This is a genomic window from Sphingobacterium zeae (genome assembly GCF_030818895.1).
GTDB classification, from domain to species: domain Bacteria; phylum Bacteroidota; class Bacteroidia; order Sphingobacteriales; family Sphingobacteriaceae; genus Sphingobacterium; species Sphingobacterium zeae.
This window is the reverse complement of the sequence record NZ_JAUTBA010000001.1, coordinates 566653-586919: the sequence shown is the minus strand read 5'-3', so window position 1 is coordinate 586919 and position 20267 is coordinate 566653. Positions and strand designations below refer to the sequence as shown.

General features: G+C 40.5%; 16 protein-coding genes. 13 read left to right on the top strand and 3 right to left on the bottom strand.

Annotation, left to right across the window (positions count from 1 at the left end; genetic code table 11):
- The first annotated feature begins 134 nt into the window (after positions 1-134).
- Positions 135-656 (top strand): PglD-related sugar-binding protein, encoded by a 522-nt coding sequence (locus QE382_RS02545; protein WP_307184556.1) that lies wholly within the window; start codon positions 135-137, stop codon positions 654-656.
- Here the strand turns inward: QE382_RS02545 and QE382_RS02540 are convergent, their stop codons facing one another.
- The 3 genes from QE382_RS02540 to QE382_RS02530 form a co-directional block, all read right to left on the bottom strand.
- Positions 657-2420: an ABC transporter ATP-binding protein gene (locus QE382_RS02540; protein ID WP_307184555.1), complete on the bottom strand. Its 1764-nt coding sequence runs from the start codon at positions 2418-2420 to the stop codon at positions 657-659.
- Positions 2421-2444: 24 nt separating this feature from the next.
- Positions 2445-3200, bottom strand: a complete 756-nt coding sequence (truA, locus tag QE382_RS02535; protein WP_307184554.1) for a tRNA pseudouridine(38-40) synthase TruA — start codon at positions 3198-3200, stop codon at positions 2445-2447.
- 241 nt (positions 3201-3441) lie between these two features.
- Entirely contained in the window at positions 3442-4743 is a 1302-nt protein-coding gene (locus QE382_RS02530; RefSeq protein WP_307184553.1) for a UDP-N-acetylmuramoyl-tripeptide--D-alanyl-D-alanine ligase, read from the bottom strand.
- A gap of 193 nt (positions 4744-4936) precedes the next feature.
- Between QE382_RS02530 and QE382_RS02525 the strand changes: the two genes are divergently transcribed.
- From QE382_RS02525 to QE382_RS02470, 12 genes are all read left to right on the top strand, one after another.
- Complete coding sequence (locus QE382_RS02525; RefSeq protein WP_307184552.1) at positions 4937-5917, top strand: pectinesterase family protein; 981 nt, start codon at positions 4937-4939, stop codon at positions 5915-5917.
- Between the two features lie 88 nt (positions 5918-6005).
- Positions 6006-7676, top strand: a complete 1671-nt coding sequence (locus tag QE382_RS02520) for a glycoside hydrolase family 28 protein (protein WP_307184551.1) — start codon at positions 6006-6008, stop codon at positions 7674-7676.
- 7 nt (positions 7677-7683) lie between these two features.
- Positions 7684-9600: a glycoside hydrolase family 88/105 protein gene (locus tag QE382_RS02515; RefSeq protein WP_307184550.1), complete on the top strand. Its 1917-nt coding sequence runs from the start codon at positions 7684-7686 to the stop codon at positions 9598-9600.
- Between the two features lie 5 nt (positions 9601-9605).
- Positions 9606-10643: a pectate lyase gene (pelA, locus tag QE382_RS02510; protein ID WP_307184549.1), complete on the top strand. Its 1038-nt coding sequence runs from the start codon at positions 9606-9608 to the stop codon at positions 10641-10643.
- Positions 10644-10659: 16 nt separating this feature from the next.
- Entirely contained in the window at positions 10660-10926 is a 267-nt protein-coding gene (locus QE382_RS02505) for a hypothetical protein (protein ID WP_307184548.1), read from the top strand.
- Entirely contained in the window at positions 10908-12179 is a 1272-nt protein-coding gene (locus QE382_RS02500) for a tagaturonate reductase (protein WP_307184547.1), read from the top strand. Before QE382_RS02505 ends, QE382_RS02500 begins: the two co-directional genes overlap by 19 nt.
- 93 nt (positions 12180-12272) lie before the next feature.
- Complete coding sequence (locus tag QE382_RS02495; protein WP_307184546.1) at positions 12273-13919, top strand: UxaA family hydrolase; 1647 nt, start codon at positions 12273-12275, stop codon at positions 13917-13919.
- 13 nt (positions 13920-13932) lie between these two features.
- Positions 13933-15333, top strand: a complete 1401-nt coding sequence (uxaC, locus tag QE382_RS02490) for a glucuronate isomerase (RefSeq protein ID WP_307184545.1) — start codon at positions 13933-13935, stop codon at positions 15331-15333.
- A 5-nt stretch (positions 15334-15338) separates the two neighbouring features.
- Positions 15339-16364: a sugar kinase gene (locus QE382_RS02485; RefSeq protein ID WP_307184544.1), complete on the top strand. Its 1026-nt coding sequence runs from the start codon at positions 15339-15341 to the stop codon at positions 16362-16364.
- Positions 16361-17008 (top strand): beta/alpha barrel domain-containing protein, encoded by a 648-nt coding sequence (locus tag QE382_RS02480; protein WP_307184543.1) that lies wholly within the window; start codon positions 16361-16363, stop codon positions 17006-17008. The genes QE382_RS02485 and QE382_RS02480 overlap by 4 nt, the downstream gene beginning before the upstream one ends.
- 97 nt (positions 17009-17105) lie before the next feature.
- Positions 17106-18548 (top strand): MFS transporter, encoded by a 1443-nt coding sequence (locus QE382_RS02475; protein WP_370877873.1) that lies wholly within the window; start codon positions 17106-17108, stop codon positions 18546-18548.
- 71 nt (positions 18549-18619) lie between these two features.
- Positions 18620-20239: an NADP-dependent glyceraldehyde-3-phosphate dehydrogenase gene (locus tag QE382_RS02470; protein WP_209578345.1), complete on the top strand. Its 1620-nt coding sequence runs from the start codon at positions 18620-18622 to the stop codon at positions 20237-20239.
- Positions 20240-20267: the final 28 nt, after the last annotated feature.

Here is a 20267-nt window from a genome sequence, read left to right as displayed (position 1 = left end):
AATTGCTTCCGAAAAAACAATCAACTTTATAGCTCTTTCAGTAGAAAAACAATCAAGCCAACATTTTGTTGCAATTTTTTACCGGATACCAAAGAGCATCTTTTTAGAAAGCTTTATCTTTGCGGAAAAAAAATATGTTATATATATACGGTGCAACTGCCCACGCAAAAACTGCAGTCGATGTAGCAGAAGACCTAGCGATTGATATTGGTGGTCTTATTGACAAATCGCTGCTCATTGAAGATGTATTCGATTATGAGGTTCAACTTCATCATCAAGGTAAAGAAAGGGAAGAAGAGTTCTTTATTGCAGTCAAAAATCCGGGTCTTCGTCAACGGATTGTATCGGAAAATGCTGGCTGGAACTACAAGACGCTCATACATCCGAAAGCTTTCGTATCAAAGAGAGCCGAAATCGGAGAGGGTACTATTATCCTTCCTGGCGCTTCTGTCGCTCCTGATGTGCAAATAGGAGACCACTGCGTTATCTCGGGCTCTGCTGTTATCGAAAGTAATACCATTATTGAAGATTTTGTCAATATCGGACCAAATGTGTCAATTGGATCAAATGTTCTTGTAGGACGAGGTTCCGAAATTAAAGCAAATACACGTATTGAGGATGAAGAAACTATTCCTAAAGAGAGTATTATTGCTTAATTAAATTCCTGCGGAATGAAATTGCAAGTCGTATAGTTTTTTGTAATAACCATCAAAAGATAACAATTCTTGATGTGTTCCGATTTCCTTTATTTCGCCTTTATCCAACACAATAATCTTGTCCGCCTTTTGAATGGTGGACAAGCGGTGAGCAATAACAATTGATGTTCTCCCCTTCATTAAATTGTCAATTGCATATTGGATTAGCTCTTCTGTTTCGGTATCCACCGAAGAGGTCGCTTCATCCAAGATAAGAATCCGGGGATCGTGCACCAGTGCCCGTATAAAAGAAATCAACTGAGCCTGTCCGGCAGACAAAGTTGCTCCCCGCTCTTTCACATCATAATCATAGCCGCCAGGCAGCCGCATAATAAAATTATGCGCTCCAACTTCTTTCGCGGCTTCAATTACCTGCTCCCGAGAGATCCTAGGATCCCCGAGCGTAATATTGTTGAGAACACTATCTGAAAAAAGGAATACATCCTGCAATACCGTTGCTATTGTATTTCTCAGGTAATCAAGATCATAATCGCGGATGTTATGGCCATCCAACAAAATTTCACCTTTATTTATTTCATAAAACCGGCTCAGAATGTTGATCGTAGAAGACTTTCCGGCACCAGTAGCACCCACTAAAGCCAAAGTCTCCCCTGGATTGACATTGAAGTTCACATCTTTCAGTACCCAGTTTTCTTCATTATAGGCAAACCAAACGTGTTTGAATGTAATTTCTCCGTTGATATGATGGGGTTTCAAAGTCCCTAAATTTGGTGTCTTTTCGTTAGTGTCCAGCACTTCAAAGATGCGCTCAGCGCTCACCATACCCATTTGAAGGGTATTAAACTTATCTATAAGCTCCCGGATGGGTCTAAAGATCATATTGATATACATGATAAAGGCGACCACGACACCTGGAGAGATCACATCCCCCATAATCTGCTTGGAACCGAACCAGACCAATAAGCCCAGGGCAATGGCCATGATAATTTCCAAAACGGGAAAAAAGATGGAGAAGTACCAATTCGTCCGGATATGTGCATTTCGATGTTGTGCATTAATCTCCTTAAACTTATCCATTTCTTGCTTTTCGCGCGCAAAATACTGGATAATACCGACTCCCGTAATGTGTTCTTGCAGAAAAGTATTTAAGTTGGAAACCCATTTTCTCACATCAATAAAAGCAGACTTCATCGCCTCTTTAAACACATAAGTCGCGCCCACCATCAAAGGCATTGGAATCAAAACAATCAATGTCAGTTTCCAGTCGGAGTAAAACATGACAACCAGAATAACAATCAGCTGCAATAGATCACCAATAATTTGAATCAACCCTTCAGAAAAAATATTTGAAAGGGTTTCCAGATCAGAGATGGTACGTGTAATCAATTTCCCCAATGCCGTACGATCGAAATATTTCAGTCTGAGTTGTACGATGTGATTAAATACCTGAATTCGAATATCGCGAATTACGGATTGCCCCAGGGTATTCGTCATTAGGGTATGATAATAACGGATCAAAGTCTGCAGGATGACCAGGGCCAACATCGCTATCAACATAAAAGATAATCCGCTTGTATCGAAGTTTAAAATGTAGTTATCTAGTGTATGCTGAATGAGCATGGGCAAAGCGGGCGCCACAGCGGCTAATAATATCGTTAGAACGACCGATATCCAAAATGCGACATGATACGGCCGCATATAGCGACTCATGCGCTTTACCAGATTGATATCGTAGGTTTTACCAGTTATTTTATCTTGACTCACGTTAAATTCTATATGTATTAAATACTATAAATAAGGATATGCTACTTCTGTTAAATACAAGCCATGTGCCGGCACGGAAACGCCAGCTTTACCTCGGTTCTTGCTCTGAATTACCTCTTGCATAAACGAAATTGGCTTCCCCTTTAATCCGATTTCTAACGATGTGCCCACAATAGCACGCACCATATTACGCAAAAAACGATCTGCTGAAATGTGAAAAACCAATTGTTGCTCATTATGCCATACCCACTCTGCTCTACGAATATCGCAAATATTTGTAAACACCTGCGTATGAGACTTACTAAAGCATTCGAAATCTTGCTTACCTAATAAGAATTGTGCCGCTTCATTCATCTTTTCTACATCTGGGCGATCGCGCATAAAACATGAATAGGGATATAAGAAAGGATCTTTATGAAAATGAAGGTGGTATTCATATGATCTTTGTGTCGCATCAAAACGTGCATGCGCTTCAGGCCCCACGTCAATCAAGCGCTTTACTGCCACATCAAAAGGCAATAGGGCATTGAGTGAATGAATAAATCGATCTGCTTTTTGCAAAATGCCCACAGGAACAGCATCAAAATGTGCATACAATTGTTTGGCATGAACACCGGTATCTGTGCGGCCAGCACCGGTTGTTTCGATAGGTTCCCGCAATAGGATTTCAAGCGCATTATTCAGTACTTCTTGCACTGAAATTGCATTATTCTGAATCTGCCAACCATGATAAGCCTGCCCAAAATAGGCTATTTCTAAAAAAAATCGTTTTTTATTCATTATAAGCCACAAAGGTACATTTTTCCGAATGAGCATCATTTCTCCGCCGAAGAAATTTGCTCATTTTGATCATTATTTAATCCTGACATGACAAAACTATTTATTTCCAAATTGCTTTGCTGGAATCGGTGGGCCCAAGAATATGTCGCGTGTCGCTTTATTAATTTTAGTTAGCATGATCCCCATTTGCACGGGCAAGACACTGGTGTACCATCCAGCTGCTATCTTACGTGAGGTAAGCTTACAATAATTCGACTAAATTTTCAAAAGCCATGCCCCTTGAGGCTTTCAGTAAAACCGTGCTGTTCATTACTGGCGTGTCACGGATGGCTTGTTTTGCTTCGGCAGTAGTTTCATAAAACTCTCCCCCCTCGTATCGATGCACAAAAAACTCTTTTCCAACAAAGATCTTGCGATCAGCGGGGATAGATCTTACGTTTTCGACAATTTTTTTATGCTCTTCAAAAGATTCTTCTCCCAATTCGAACATATCTCCCAATACAATTGCTTTCTTAGCTGCATCAATAATACGGATATTATCTAGTGCAGCGGACATGCTCGTTGCATTTGCATTATAATAATCGCAGATCAGTGTATTGTGTGCTGTTTTCATCACCTGAGAACGATTGTTCGTTGGGGTGTACCCTTCAATCCCCCGATTGATCGCTTCAGCAGAAATGTCAAAATGCAGCCCTACGGCAATAGCAGCTAGAAAATTTTCGGTATTATAAGATCCTGTTAATTGGGTATTTACTACATAAGAGTCGGTCATACCCTTCTTTTGCCATTCAATTTGCAACAGAGGATTTGCTTTCAGAAGCTTCCCTATGACCTGATTATTTTCCGAAAAACCATAAGTAACAATATCGGTTATCTGGCGGGCGGCAGCCATTTCCTTGAGATGTGGATTGTCCGCCTGCAAAAATAATACACCTTGATGATCCTGCAACCAGTCGTAGAGTTCGCCTTTGGTTGTCTTTACACCTTCAAAAGATCCAAACCCCTCAAGATGTGCTTTACCAACGTTAGAAATCAAACCATGTGTCGGTTCGGCAATACCACATAAAAAAGCAATTTCTTTTAAATGATTTGCTCCCATTTCTATGATTGCCAGTTCGATCGAATCGTCTATTGCTAATAAAGTTAACGGAACTCCAATGTGATTATTTAAATTTCCTTTCGTTGCATATGCCTTGAACTTTTGTGAAACCACTGCATATAACAGCTCTTTGGTTGTTGTTTTTCCATTCGTACCAGTCACGCCAATAATGGGAATATGCAATTGATGCCGGTGATAATTCGCGAGCTGCTGTAATGTGCTAAGCACATCATCAACAAGAATATACCTTTCATCTTTTTGGTAAATATCTTCGTCAATAACAACATATTTAGCGCCCATTTCAATCGCATTTTCGGCGAACGTATTGCCATTGAAATTAGCCCCTTTTAAAGCGAAAAAGATACTATCTTTTCCAATTTTACGTGTATCTGTTGTAATATTCGGATACTGTTTATAAATCTGATAGAGTGATTGGATATCCATGTTGAGCAATTTGTTGAACAAACTTAGAGAAATTGCTTTTTATATGCAATACAATTATCCTTCGTCTAAACAATTTAGCAGCTAACACCTTTCCGCAAACGTGACCGATAACGTTTGCGCATTTATTTTGAGGGATTTTCTTTAACGAAGGCTTTAATATTGGTAATTTCATTCACCAATTAAACAATCTGGAATGCGAGCAACTATACTTTCTCTTTTTTTAATCCCTTTTTTTCTTTTTGCTGTGGACATAAAGCGTTATGACTTTACCGTGGCGGCGGATGGTACTGGAGATTTCACTACGGTTCAAGACGCCGTCAATGCTGTTCCTGATTTTCGAAAAAAGGAGACTAAAATATTTATCAAAAATGGAACCTATCGCGAAAAAATCATTGTGCCGGGAAGTAAGCAGTTTGTCACCTTGATTGGTGAAGATAAATTTCGAACGGTTATCAGTTACGATGATTACGCACAAAAGAAAAATCGTTTTGGCGAAGAAATGGGTACCTCTGGCTCTGCAACATTCTATTGTTATGGCGATGACTTTACAGCTATAAACCTCTCTTTTGAGAACGTATCTGGCCCCGTGGGGCAGGCTGTTGCAGCCTGGATAGCAGGCGATCGCAACTTGTTTCTCCATTGTCGCTTTTTAGGTTTTCAAGACACCTTGTATACCTATGGGAAAGGTGCGAGGCAGTTTTATTTTCAATGCTATATCGAAGGAACGGTGGATTTTATCTTCGGCGCGTCCACAGCTTGGTTCGAGGACTGCGAACTCCATTGCAAAAACAGCGGATATATTACCGCCGCCGCAACTCCAGAGCAAGCAGACTTTGGCTATATTTTTAACAACTGCAAGGTAACAGGAAATAAAGACACAAATAGTTTCTACTTAGGTCGGCCCTGGCGGCCTTATGCCAAAGTAATTTTCATGAATTGTAATCTACCAGAATTTATAGAAAGCAAAGGCTGGCACAACTGGGGAAAGGAATCGAACGAAAAGACAGCGTATTTTGCAGAATATAACAGTAAAGGAGCGGGTTCCATGTCACAAAGTCGTGTCAAATGGAGTCATATCCTAACGGATAGAGAAGTAAAAAACATTACTATTCCGCATATTTTCAAGGATTGGACGCCAAATCTCTCATTCGATAGCGTAAGTGATGCCCGGTAACGATTGCATAAGTTTTTCATCTAAGTTACGAACAAAGAATGTACAATTGCTTTTGCAAATAACCGTTTTTAAACCAAAATGTAAAAAAATGACTCCGTTTAAAAGGTACTATTCCCGTACATTACAATTCGCACTCGGTTTGTTTCTTATGCTGCCACAGATTGGCATGTCGCAAGAACCGGCTCGTCCAATTATACAGCAGGTCGAATTTAAAAAAGACACTTTAAATATTAGTAATTATGGAGCCAAAGGAAATGGTCAATTTCTGAATACGGCGACTATTAACCAAACCATACGCACATGTAGTGAGCGTGGTGGGGGCGTGGTATTGATCCCTGCAGGGATTTGGCTAACAGGCCCTATTGAGATGCAGAGTAATGTAAATCTACACCTTAAACGAGATGCAGTCCTGCTATTTACCAAGGATTTTGATCAGTACAAACTTGTTGAATCAAATTGGGAAGGAGAGCCAGCATGGCGGAATCAAAACCCAATATCGGGTAAAAATCTAAGCAATATTGCTATTACTGGTGATGGTATTATTGATGGAAGCGGTGATGCCTGGCGGATGGTCAAAAAAAGCAAACTCACAAGCTCTCAATGGAAAAACCTTGTAGCATCTGGCGGTACAGTCGATAGCGATGCCGCAATATGGTACCCATCGGAAAGTTCTCTTAGAGGTTCAAAACAAAAGAAGGCGGGCGTAATCCGTCCGGGTACGACCGCCGAAGACTTCAAAGATGTTAAAGATTTTTTACGCCCCAATCTTTTGGTATTTACAAATTGTAAAAAAGTATTAATAGAAGGGGTTACAATCCAAAACTCGCCAGCCTGGAATATACATCCGCTTTTATGTGATGACCTTACCTTACGTAAAGTATCTGTCCGCAACCCGTGGTATGGCCAGAATGGGGATGGTGTAGACGTTGAATCTTGTAAGAACGTCCTCATTGAAGATTGCACTTTCGATGTTGGTGATGACGGCATTTGTATTAAGTCCGGCCGCGATAAGGCGGGGCGAGAACGAGGTAAACCAACAGAAAATGTCATTATCCGCAACAGTGTTGTTTATCACGCTCATGGCGGCTTTGTGATTGGCAGTGAGATGAGTGGCGGAGCACGCAATATATGGGTTGAAGACTGTTCATTTATTGGTACTGACATTGGACTTCGTTTCAAAACAACAAGGGGCAGAGGTGGAATTGTTGAAAATATATTTATCAATAACATCAATATGGTTGATATCCCTGGTGAAGCGATTTTATTCGATATGTATTATGCTGCTGTAGATCCAGTACCGCTTGCTGGAGAAAAGAGACCGGCGATAAAATCAGTCAACATTCCAGTCACAGAAGAGACACCACAGTTCAAGAATTTCTATATCAAAAATATTGTAGCTAAGGGAGCTTCAAAAGGCATTTTCTTCCGAGGTCTTCCTGAAATGCACATTCAGAACATCTGGATTGAGCATGCAACATTGCAGGCAAATAAAGGAATTGAAATCATTGAAGCTTCGCAAATCAATCTTAAAAATATTGTATTAAAAACACAGCAAAGTAATCCTCTCATTACTATTGAAAACAGCAGCGACATACATTTGGACAATATCCAAGCGCTGGATGCTCCTGAGGTGTATGTCCAAGTAGCTGGCGATAAAAGTGATAATATACGATTAACAAAATCCAATACTTCCTCGGCTAAAGTTGTCAGTCAATTTATTGCAGGAAGTACAGACAAATCCTTAACAATTAAAAATTAGGAACGTGATGAGAAAGTTATTTTTATTTTTTTTAGTCCTGCCGATGTTTATTCCATTCGCTGGGTTTGGACAACAGAAACCTCTTTCTGAACAAATGGCCAACACAGTACTTGAAAAACTTTATCCAGATTCTTTATTTGATAAGGCGGGTAAATTTCCAAAATGGTCTTACGATATGGGCGTTATTTTTGAAGGCTTAACAGCGGTATGGCGCAATACAGGAGATGCAGATTATTTTAACTATATGCAATCCCGCATGGATGCTTACCTGAGTATACCTGATTCTATTAAAAATTATGATGTCGAAGACTTCAATATTGACAATATCAAAAACGGTACAACCCTATTAATGCTATATAAAGTAACAGGCAAAGAAAAATACCTTCAGGCATGCCATCGGTTATATGCACAACTTCAAAAACATCCTCGTACTCATGAGGGCGGTTTTTGGCATAAGAAGATTTATCCTTATCAGATGTGGTTGGATGGCCTTTACATGGCCCAGCCTTTCTATGCTGAATACGCTAGCCTTATGAATATTCCATCCGCTTTTGATGATATCGCAAACCAATTTGTTTACATGGAAAAAAATGCCCGTGATCCAAAAACTGGGCTTTTGTATCATGGTTGGGACGAATCAAAAAAGGAACGCTGGTCCGATCCAAAAACGGGTCTATCACCACATTTTTGGGCCCGCGGTATGGGCTGGTATGTAATGGCTTTGGTAGACGTGTTGGATTATTTTCCGGAAGATCACCCGCGCAGACAGGAACTGATCGCAATCTTAGATCGAACCTTATCGGCCGTTGTTAAATACCAGGACACCAAAACTGGAGTTTGGTACGATATTGTGGATTTGGGAACGAGAAAGGGAAATTATTTAGAGTCTTCAGCTTCCAGTATGTTCGTATTTGGATTAGCGAAATCATTACGTAAGGGGTATATTCAAGCATCGTTTCAGAAATATTTGGATCGGGGCTATCAAGGGATCGTAAAGGAATTTATTAGCGTTGCTGGAGATAACCGCGTAGACCTCAACAAAACGGTGCAGGTTTCTGGTTTAGGCGGAAAAAAATATCGCGACGGTAGTTTTGCATATTACATGAGTGAACCCGTTGTTACTAACGACCCAAAAGGTATTGGTGCCTTTATCCTTGCCGCATCAGAAGTTGAATTTGCTCAGGAAAAGAAAGGCAAAAAACAACATGTCGTCACACTGGATAATTATTTCAACAATGAATATAAAAAGACGGCATCAGGTGAGCTTAAACCCTATCACTACCTTTGGGATGGTGAAGACAACAACGGGTTTTCCTTATTGGGTAGGACATTTGAAAAAAATGGAGGGAAGTTAAACACTTTAAAGTCAGCACCTACATTAAAAAATCTCTTGAAATCCAATGTTTACATTATTGTGGATCCTGACACAGAGAAAGAAACCAAACAGCCACATTTTATGAACGAAACCCATGCACAGCAGATTGCTCAATGGGTGAACAAGGGAGGTGTACTTGTTCTCTTCTTAAATGATAGCGGTAACTGCGAGATTAAGAAATTCAATATGCTAGCGCAAAAGTTCGGCATTACATTCAATGAAGATAGCCGTAATCGCGTAAAAGGAAATGAATTTCAAACAGGCGCAATACCTATCCCGAAAGGTAATATCGTATTTCCAAATACATCCAAAATATATATCAAGGAAATTTCAACATTACAGGTAAAAGCTCCCGCTCAGGCATTGATTCAAGACCATGGTGACACGATCATTGCTACAGCAAAATATGGAAAAGGAACGGTATTTGCCATCGGAGATCCCTGGTTGTATAATGAGTATACAGACGGGCGAAAGTTGCCGAAAGAATACGAAAATTTTACTGCTGCCAATGATTTAGTGCAATGGTTATTTAAACAGGTCAATAACTAAGGACTATGAAAAAAATCGCTATTGTAAGTTTCATCGCGGCTTTCTTACTGGGTAGACCATGCGTTGCACAAGCCCTGGCTGCCAAAGATTCACTTGCAGAGAAGATGCTTGTATATCAGCTAACAAATGGTGCCTGGCCTAAGCAGTTGGCCGACAAAAGTGTCGTCGACTATAAGCTTCCACTTACAAAAGAGCTACTGCAAGAGATCAAAAAGACGGATATTAATCATGCCACGCTTGACAATGGTGCGACAACCCGGGAAATAAATGGGTTAATAAACGCTTTTAAGGAGACAAACAATGACATTTACCTGAAGGCTGCCGAAAAAGGCATTTCATATCTCCTATCAGCTCAATATGACAACGGCGGGTTCCCACAGTATTATCCCAATAAATCGCTTTATCGAGCTGAGATTACCTATAACGATAATGCGATGATCAATGCATTGACCGTTCTATACCATGTGGCCAATAAGCGGCCTGGTTTTGACGCTGTTAATCTTGCTTTTGTATCCAAAGCTCAACACGCCTTAGCGAAGGGCATAGCTTGTATTCTAAAAACTCAGGTCATCCAAGAGGGAGAGCGGACTATATGGGCTGCTCAATACGATGAGCAAACATTAATACCTGCCCAAGCCCGAAAATTCGAACCGCCTTCATTGAGTACCAGTGAATCGGTTGCTATCGTCCGTTTTTTAATGCTACAGCCTGTAACGCCCGAGATTCAACAGGCCATTGAACAGGCCATAAATTGGTTTCAACGAAATGATATCGAAGGTTACCGTTTTGATCACGTTAAAAATACGTTGACGGGCAAGAGTGAACGTAAACTTATTGCTGATAGTTCGTCCACGATATGGGCCAGATTTTATCATCTAAAGGACAACCGTCCACTTTTTGGTGATCGAGATAACACGGTCAAATACCGTTTCGATGAAGTATCTGAAGAACGCAGAAATGGATATGCATGGTTTGGAAATTGGCCCGAAAAACTTATACAAAAAGATTATCCAAAGTGGAAAAAACAACATCAAATTCAATAAATAAAAATAGCATCACATGTTACTAACGCAACATACTATACAAACGATTAATGCTGATCTGGTGCACAAGCCCACAGCAATTTCTTTCTCCTATCCGGAAAAGATCCTACAATTTGGTACCGGTGTATTGCTCAGGGGTCTACCTGACTATTTTGTTCATAAAGCCAATCAGCAGAACTTGTTCCAAGGAAGAGTGTTGGTTGTAAAGTCGACCGCATCCGCTGTTGCCGATGCCTTCGAACAGCAGAATAGTTTATACACATTATGCATCAAAGGTATATAGAAGACGGGTTGGAAGTTGCGCATTACGAAATAAACAATGCTATTTCTCGTGTGCTATCTGCAAATCAGCATTGGGAAGAAATATTAAAAAGCGCAGAAAATCCAGATCTTGAAATTGTCTTTTCCAACACAACGGAGGTTGGTATTACCATGAGCGATGACAACGTCAATGCCATGCCGCCGGCCTCTTTTCCAGGTAAACTTCTCGCCATTCTACACCGGAGATTTGTCTATTTTAATGGCGACACAAACAAGGGTTTAACTATAGTTCCTACCGAATTGATTACTGAAAACGGGAGTAAACTAAAATCTATTATCACGGCGCTAGCGAAACTTAACGAGTTACCTGATTCATTTATGGATTGGCTTGATACCGCCAACGATTTCTGCAACACCTTAGTTGACCGTATCGTTCCTGGAGCGCTCCCCTTAACAGCGTATGAAAAGACCTGCGAGCTATTAGGTTATGAGGATCAATTGATGATTATGGCAGAACCCTTTCGCTTGTGGGCAATCGAAACATTGTCTGAACGTGTGAATCAACGTCTTTCTTTCGCTTTAGCAGACTCCAATGTATTATTGGTTCCGTCCATTGAAAAATACAAGGAAATCAAGCTTAGACTGCTCAATGGGACACATACGTTGAGTTGTGCTCTTGCCCTTCTTTCAGGCTTCAATACGGTAAAAGAAGCGATGAAAAATCATGCTTTCCATCAATTTGTCAGTTCCCTAATGCGCGATGAAATAGGTCCCGCTATCGTAAGCGAAACTATTTCCGTTTCAGATATTAACGATTTTTCATCCAAAGTGATTGATCGCTTTGCTAATCCACATCTTGAACACAAATGGGAATCCATTGCTTTGAATTACAGTTCAAAAATGGCCATGCGGAATATCCCTTTATTAAAAAAATGGTATGCAAAGCATCATGAAGCACCGCAGCTTTTTGCGCTTGGTTTTGCGGCCTATCTTTATTTGTTAAAATCCGAGCAGAAAGATGATCATTATATCCGTGTAATCAATGGGCATACCATCGAGCTTCAAGATGAGTTGGCGCCAAAAATATACGCTGCATGGGCGAATCAGGATCAGATTGTGCATACCCTACTTTCTGCAATAGACCTATGGGGTGAAGATTTAACGGAATTTGCACGTTTTGAAGAAACAGTTAAAGAAAAATTACAACTGATCGCTGAAAAAGGAGCTTTAAAAGCAGTTGAGCTTTCATTAACCTTTGATAATAAGAAAGTATAACAAGTTACCACATGAAATACGCTCGCTTGAAAATCCAATACGCTATTAAAAACAACCGTGTATTTCAATGGGGACTTAAAAAAAGAAGCTTTAATGAAAAATAAAGTATTAAAAATACACCCCAAAGACAACGTCTTAGTTGCCTTACAAGATCTTAAAAAGGGTGATACGATCTCGTTTGAGGGAAATCATTATATTTTGCAGGAGGATATTCCTGCAAAGCATAAATTTTTTATGCAAGACATGCACTTTGGTGATGAAATCTACATGTATGGTTTACTGGTAGGGAAAGCGCAATTTGATATCCCGCAAGGAAGTATCATGAATACGGACAATACCAAACATGCTGCGGAGCCCTATCATTTCAGACCATCAAATTATCATTGGGAAAAGCCCGATGTTTCCAAGTTCGAGGGTCGAACTTTCCAAGGCTACTTACGTTCAGATGGTCGTGCCGGAACTGCAAATTACTGGTTATTCATTCCGACTGTTTTTTGCGAAAATAGAAATCTTGATGTCATCAAAGAAGCACTGTATAATGAACTTGGGTATTCTGTGACTGGAAAATATAAAAACTTCACTCATCAGTTATTAACAGCCTACGAAAAAGGGGAGGAGTTATCTGTAGCCTCTCTGGAACGGCTAAATAGTACAACAGATCAAAGTGATCGCATTTTTAAAAACGTTGATGGTATAAAATTCCTAAATCATCAGGGTGGTTGTGGTGGAATACGCCAAGATGCAGCCATATTGAGCAAATTATTGGCTGCCTATGCTGATCATCCAAATGTGGCCGGTGTGACAATCTTGAGCTTGGGTTGTCAGAACCTTCAACTCAATGACCTTGTTAATGACATCAAATTTCGCAATCCTGCTTTCGATAAACCCCTCTTTGTATTTGAACAACAACAATCCAAAAGCGAAGAACTGCTCATTAAAGAAGCGATCTTGCAGACTTTTGTTGGACTGACGGAAATCAATAAATTCTCGAGACAGCCTGTTCCATTGAGTAAATTGACCCTAGGGGTAAAATGTGGCGGCAGTGACGGATTTAGTGGTATCTCTGCCAACCCTGCCGTTGGTTACACAGCTGACCTTCTGGTTGCGCTGGGCGGGAAAGTTCTCTTAGCTGAATTTCCGGAGTTATGCGGAGCCGAGCAGAATTTAATAGACCGCACTATCGACCCCAATGCAGCGAATAAATTCATTGATCTGATGACGGCCTATAGCCATGCCGCCGAAGCCGTTGGTTCTGGATTTTACATGAATCCCTCTCCAGGTAATATTCGTGACGGTCTTATTACTGATGCGATCAAAAGCAATGGTGCAGCTAAAAAGGGCGGGACATCTCCCGTGGTTGATGTTCTGGACTATACAGAAGAGGCGACGAAGCCAGGTCTTAATCTGGTTTGCACTCCAGGGAATGATGTGGAAGCTACTACAGGAAAAGCTGCTGCAGGTGCAACACTTATTCTGTTTACCACAGGCTTGGGCACTCCTACTGGTAACCCAATATGCCCCGTCATCAAAGTGGCGACAAATAATGTCCTGGCAGCTAAAATGGCTGACATTATCGATATCAATACCGGTCCTATTATAGATGGAGATAAATCGATCCAAACGATGGGAGAAGACATATTAGAATATTGTATCAAGGCAGCAAGCGGGGAAGTAACTCCTAAAGCTGTGTTATTAAATCAGGATGACTTTATACCTTGGAAAAGAGGTGTAAGTTTATAAATCAGCATATAGCATGAAAACTTTTTTAGACGACAATTTTTTATTGAACACGAATACAGCGATTGAGCTGTATCACAATTATTCAAAACAGCTGCCCATCATTGATTACCATAATCACTTGATTCCGGAGCAGATCGCAAACGATGTTAAATTTGAAAATATCAGTCAGGTTTGGTTAAATGGTGATCACTATAAATGGCGGGCCATGCGCGCAAATGGGGTCAATGAGCGTTTTATCACTGGCGATGCACCAGATGAGGAAAAATTTGTGAAATGGGCAGAAACAGTGCCTTATACTTTGCGTAATCCACTCTATCATTGGACACATCTTGAATTACAGCGTTATTTTGGAATTACGGATATCTTGTCGCCAAAAACTGCTTCTAAAATATATGCAGATACTGCATCCAAATTGAGCCAAGACAATTATTCTGTACGTGGTCTGCTTAAGATGATGCACGTAGAAGTTGTCTGCACAACAGACGACCCGATCGATACCCTAGCATTTCATCAACAGTTTGCAAAAGAACACGAATCGTTCAAGATGCTACCTGCATTTCGCCCCGACAAAGCGATGAATTCGGACGATATTATTGCTTTAAATCAATACATCGATAAACTTGAAGAGGTAAGTGACATTCAAATCAATAGCCTAGCAACATACTTAGAAGCATTAAAATCAAGACATGATTTCTTTGCTGCCAACGGATGCAAAGTATCGGATCACGGATTGGAACAAATCTACTCGGAAGACTATACTGAGACAGAAATCGTAGCAATCTTTGATAAGATTCGGACAAAAAAGGAAATTTCTGTCGCAGAAAACCTAAAGTTTAAATCTGCGATGCTGATTTATTTTGCCGAATGGGACCATGAAAAAGGATGGGTTCAGCAATACCATCTGGGCGCACTACGCAATAATAATGCGCGTATGCATCGTTTGATAGGCCCAGATACTGGATGGGATTCTATTGGAGATTTTAGTCAGGCACGTGCATTGTCAAAATTTTTGAATAAATTAGACAATCAAGATAAGCTAACCAAAACCATCTTGTACAATCTCAATCCTGCCGACAACGAACTTATTGCCACCATGATCGGTAATTTCAATGACGGTTCTATCAAAGGGAAGATTCAATTTGGCTCAGCTTGGTGGTTTTTGGACCAAAAAGATGGCATGACAAAACAACTCAATACGCTATCAAATATGGGGCTACTAAGCCGACTTGTGGGTATGCTAACCGATTCCAGAAGTTTCCTTTCATTCCCTAGGCATGAATATTTCAGGAGATTAGTCTGCGACATATTTGGGGAAGACATCGAAAGGGGAGAAATACCAAATGATATCCAATGGGTAGGGAAAATCATACAGGATATCAGCTATAATAATGCGAAAGAATATTTTCAATTTTAATGAACATGCAGGGTAAAGTTTTAAGCTTTGGGGAATTGCTGCTAAGAATCTGCCCCGATATCGAACAGGATTGGATCGAACAACATCAGTTGCCGTTCTATGTGGGCGGTGCAGAATTGAATGTAGCCACAGCTTTGGCATTGTGGGATGTGCCATCAGCCTATCTTTCTGCTGTTCCCCAAAATGCCATCTGCGAGAGTATTGACAACTACCTAACATGTAGAAATATCGATACATCAGCAATGCTATGGGGTGGAGAACGATTGGGCATCTACTATCTTCCCAAAGGGAAGGATCTAAAAAATGCAGGAGTAATTTATGATCGTGCAAACTCATCGTTTTCCAATCTCAAAGTAGGCAGTGTCAATTGGGACGAGGTCTTTGTTGACGTCAAATGGTTTCATTTTTCTGCGATATGCCCTGCAATCAACCAAGATATTGCCGACCTCTGTTTAGAAGCTGTAACAAAAGCACAAGAAAGGGGTATTTTTGTGTCACTAGACCTGAATTATCGCGCAAAGCTCTGGAAATACGGAAAATCTCCGAAGGAGATTATGCCTGCGATTGCCAAATATTGCAATTTAATCATGGGAAATATCTGGGCAGCACATCAAATGCTTGGTACGCCACTAGACGAAAGGTTTCTAAACTCTTCATCGGATTATTTAGAAGAAGATTTGTTGGCGCAGGCGGATCGTACAAGCAGAGAAATCATTGTCACCAATCCGATATGTCAATATGTAGCCAATACTTTTCGTTTTGACCATCAGAATAAAGGAATAAAGTATTATACAACACTGTTTGACAAAGACAGCCTCATTAAATCAAGAACATATATTGCGGACGAGATTTTGGATAAAGTGGGCAGCGGCGATTGCTTCATGGCAGGTCTGATTTATGGACTATACTCCAATCTTTCTCCAAAAGCAACATTAGAGTTTGCCACGCTAGCCGCATTTGATAAACTATTTATTGCAAGCGATGCAACAACAAGTTCTGTAGACGATATAAAAAATAGAATAACAGCATGAATTTAAAAGAGATTGTATTAGATAAAATCATTGAACAAGGGATGCTTCCCCTGTTCTTCCATCACGATAAAGCAGAAAGCATCGCGATTCTACGCACATTATATCAAGCAGGGATACGTGTTTTTGAATTTACAAATCGAGGTCCCGAAGCTTTGGCTGTTTTCGAGCACTTAGTTGCCACAAGAGACCTGGAGATGCCGGATCTTTATTTAGGTATCGGGACGATTAAATCCGTTAACGAAGCACACCAATTTCTACAAATTGGTGCGGATTTTATCGTTTCACCACTGGTCAATCCGCTGGTTGGCTCGTTAGTGCACGAACAGCGTAAGCTATGGATTCCTGGCTGTATGACACCGACAGAAATCTATACGGCTCAAGAACAAGAGGCGGCACTTATCAAATTGTTTCCTGCAAATATTTTGGGGCCAGCATTTATGTCATCAATCCGGGACCTATTTAAAGGTCAGAAATTTATGCCGACGGGGGGTGTAGAAATCGAAATGGATAACTTAAAGGCATGGTTCAAATCAGGCGTATGTGCTGTGGGCATGGGGAGCAAGTTAATTGACCCTAAAGACACCAGTAATTTAGTCGAAAATACACAAAAAGCGCTTGAATTCGTTGCAGAAGCAAGACAATAAAAACTCGGGTGTTACCCTTAAAAAGCGGGCGTACTAAGCGCCTATACTGGCAGGGGCAAACAGACAAGTACATTAAAAATAAACTATTAAACCCATTATGATTAACACGGAGAAAAAGGGTAATTACCGTTGGGTAATATGCTCGCTACTATTTTTTGCAACTACCATCAACTACCTGGATCGTCAGGTGCTTTCCTTAACGTGGAAGGATTTTATCAGTCCTGAATTTCATTGGACAAACACCGACTATGGCAATATTACCGCATTATTTTCGATTTTTTATGCAGTCAGTATGCTTTTTGCGGGTCGATTTGTAGACTGGATGGATACAAAAAAGGGATTTTTATGGGCAATCGGGATCTGGTCCATTGGCGCGATATTACATGCATTTTGTGGTATCGCTACTTCAGGCATCGTGGCTGGAGAATGGTTTGTTGGTTTTGAAGGGGCAAAAGAAGCAATATCTCATGTGAACAACGTGGGTTTGGTATTGAGCGTCAGTGTCAATCTATTTATCTTTGCCCGGTTCGTTCTTGCTGTGGGTGAAGCGGGTAACTTTCCGGCGGCTATTAAAGCTACGGCAGAGTATTTTCCTAAAAAAGATCGGGCTCTATCCACCAGTATTTTCAATTCAGGAGCAACTATTGGGGCATTAGCTGCTCCATTGACCATCCCAGTTATCGCAGCCCATTGGGGCTGGGAAATGTCCTTTATCATCATTGGTGCATTGGGGTTTGTATGGATGGGTTTTTGGATCTTTCTTTATAAAAAACCACATGAAAACCCGAAAGTAAACGCTGCCGAACTGGCTTACATCCACCAGGATGATCATGAACATGCGCCGGAGCAAACTGGTCTAACAAAGCAACCCCGAACGACGATCTCTGAATGTCTAAAATACAAGCAAACTTGGGCTTTTGTTTTTGGTAAATTTATGACGGATGGTGTATGGTGGTTCTTCTTATTTTGGATGCCAGCCTATCTTTCGGCAGTATACGACATCAAATCATCAGATACTGAAGGTCAGCTCGCCATTTTTGTGCTTTATGCCATCACCATGTTATCTATTTATGGGGGCTGGTTACCCACCTATTTTGTTGACAAAAAGGGAATGAATGCTTATGAAGGGCGTATGAAAGCCATGCTATTGTTTGCTTTTGTCCCGTTAGTTGTACTTTTTGCTCAACCTCTGGGTCACATATCTTATTGGATACCTGTCATTCTAATCGGTTTTGCAGGAGCGGCACACCAATCGTGGTCTGCCAACATTTTCTCAACCATAGGAGATTCTTTTCCCAAACGTGCTATTGCGACTGTTACAGGGATCGGAGGCCTTGCTGGGGGCATAGGCGCATTTATAATTAACAAAACATCAGGCTGGCTATTCGATTATGCAAATGAAACGCAGCTCATTTTTATGGGTTTTAAAGGCGAGGAAGCAGGATACTTCATTATCTTTTCTTTTTGCGCTATAGCATATCTAATTGCATGGGTTGTAATGAAAACACTAGTACCTAAACTAATTTTAATAAAAAATTAACATATATTGCAAAATTTATATTATATTAGCAATATCTTTATAAATATCAATCTAAACCATTTTTAAAAACAATGAGCTTAAACTTAGAAGGTATCTTCTACGAGGAGAATAACATTCCCGCAGAATTTACGCTAGACGAACAGGTCGATCAAAGAGAGTTCCTTTCCAATGGAGAAATGATTTCTTGGACGGGTCAGGTAAACGAGGTTTTTTCACCAATATGTGTAAAGACCAAGGATGGCTTGAAACGTAAGCGCATCGGTAGTTTTCCTGTTTGTACAGAAAAAGAGTCCATGGAAGCCTTGGAAGCTGCTGTAAAAGCATACGACAACGGCCGTGGAGAATGGCCGACAATGAGCGTTGCCGATCGTATTACCTGTGTTGAAAATTTCACACAAAAGATGATTGCAAAAAAAGACATTGTTGTCAAGCTTATTATGTGGGAAATTGGCAAATCCTATGCAGACTCGGTAAAAGAGTTTGATCGTACTGTAGAATATATTTACGCAACGATCGACGCATTGAAAGATATAGACCGCGACTCTTCACGTTTCCAAATCGAACAAGGTATCGTTGCGCAAATCAGGAGATCTCCTTTAGGAGTAGTACTCTGTATGGGGCCATTCAATTATCCGTTGAATGAGACCTTCACCACATTGATCCCAGCATTAATCATGGGAAACACCATGTTATTCAAACCACCTAAACATGGTACGTTATTACATTATCCTCTATTAGAGGCTTTCAGAACAAGCTTCCCGAAAGGCGTTGTCAATACAATTTATGGCCGTGGGAATAAGATTGTTCCTAGTTTAATGCAATCTGGTAAGATTAACGTATTGACTTTGATCGGTTCGAGCCGTGTTGCTGATGAACTTAAAAAATTGCACCCGAAAGTTAACCGTCTTCGTGCTATCCTTGGGCTGGATGCAAAAAATGCAGCTATCATTACGAAAGATGCGGATTTGAATTTAGCGGTTTCGGAAACCGTTCTAGGCTCTCTTTCTTTCAATGGTCAACGCTGTACAGCACTTAAAATTATCTACGTGCACCGAAGCTTAGCACAGGAATTTTTAAAACGCCTTTCGGCAGAAGTGGCAAAATTAAAATATGGGATGCCTTGGGAAAAGGGTGTGTCGCTTACTCCTCTTCCAGAAGTCAATAAACCTGCTTATTTAACGGAATGCATCGAAGATGCAAAAGCCTATGGCGCAAAAGTGATTAATGAGCACGGTGGGCAGGTTGCAGAATCATTCTTCTACCCGGCAATTGTATACCCTGTTAACTCACAAATGAAACTTTACAGAGAAGAACAATTTGGCCCAGTGATCCCTGTTGTTCCTTTTGATGACCTCGAAGAACCTATTGAATACTTAATTGGTTCCTCTCACGGCCAACAGGTGAGTATTTTCAGTAACAATGCTGCTGTTGTATCTTCATTGATTGATCCATTAGTCAATCAAGTAAGCCGTGTTAACATCAACTGCCAATGTCAGCGTGGTCCAGATACTTTTCCTTTCACCGGTAGAAAAGATAGTGCTGAAGGAACATTATCGGTAGTCGACGCATTGCGTTCGTTCTCTATTCGTTCGCTAGTGGCAACAAAGTTTACTGAGGAAAACAAAAAGTTGCTGAACGATATTGTTAGTGAAAATGAATCCAATTTCTTAAGTACGAAATACATTTTCTAGTCTCTTACGACTTCGTTGAAAAAGCGAC

Excerpts from the sequence above, each read along its gene's own strand:
- QE382_RS02545 (WP_307184556.1), top strand. The coding sequence starts at position 135 with ATGTTATATATATACGGTGCAACTGCCCACGCAAAAACTGCAGTCGAT.
- truA (WP_307184554.1), bottom strand. The coding sequence starts at position 3,200 with ATGAATAAAAAACGATTTTTTTTAGAAATAGCCTATTTTGGGCAGGCT.
- QE382_RS02530 (WP_307184553.1), bottom strand. The coding sequence starts at position 4,743 with ATGGATATCCAATCACTCTATCAGATTTATAAACAGTATCCGAATATT.
- QE382_RS02525 (WP_307184552.1), top strand. The coding sequence starts at position 4,937 with ATGCGAGCAACTATACTTTCTCTTTTTTTAATCCCTTTTTTTCTTTTT.
- QE382_RS02520 (WP_307184551.1), top strand. The coding sequence starts at position 6,006 with ATGACTCCGTTTAAAAGGTACTATTCCCGTACATTACAATTCGCACTC.
- QE382_RS02515 (WP_307184550.1), top strand. The coding sequence starts at position 7,684 with ATGAGAAAGTTATTTTTATTTTTTTTAGTCCTGCCGATGTTTATTCCA.
- pelA (WP_307184549.1), top strand. The coding sequence starts at position 9,606 with ATGAAAAAAATCGCTATTGTAAGTTTCATCGCGGCTTTCTTACTGGGT.
- QE382_RS02505 (WP_307184548.1), top strand. The coding sequence starts at position 10,660 with ATGTTACTAACGCAACATACTATACAAACGATTAATGCTGATCTGGTG.
- QE382_RS02500 (WP_307184547.1), top strand. The coding sequence starts at position 10,908 with ATGCATCAAAGGTATATAGAAGACGGGTTGGAAGTTGCGCATTACGAA.
- QE382_RS02495 (WP_307184546.1), top strand. The coding sequence starts at position 12,273 with ATGAAAAATAAAGTATTAAAAATACACCCCAAAGACAACGTCTTAGTT.
- uxaC (WP_307184545.1), top strand. The coding sequence starts at position 13,933 with ATGAAAACTTTTTTAGACGACAATTTTTTATTGAACACGAATACAGCG.
- QE382_RS02485 (WP_307184544.1), top strand. The coding sequence starts at position 15,339 with ATGCAGGGTAAAGTTTTAAGCTTTGGGGAATTGCTGCTAAGAATCTGC.
- QE382_RS02480 (WP_307184543.1), top strand. The coding sequence starts at position 16,361 with ATGAATTTAAAAGAGATTGTATTAGATAAAATCATTGAACAAGGGATG.
- QE382_RS02475 (WP_370877873.1), top strand. The coding sequence starts at position 17,106 with ATGATTAACACGGAGAAAAAGGGTAATTACCGTTGGGTAATATGCTCG.
- QE382_RS02470 (WP_209578345.1), top strand. The coding sequence starts at position 18,620 with ATGAGCTTAAACTTAGAAGGTATCTTCTACGAGGAGAATAACATTCCC.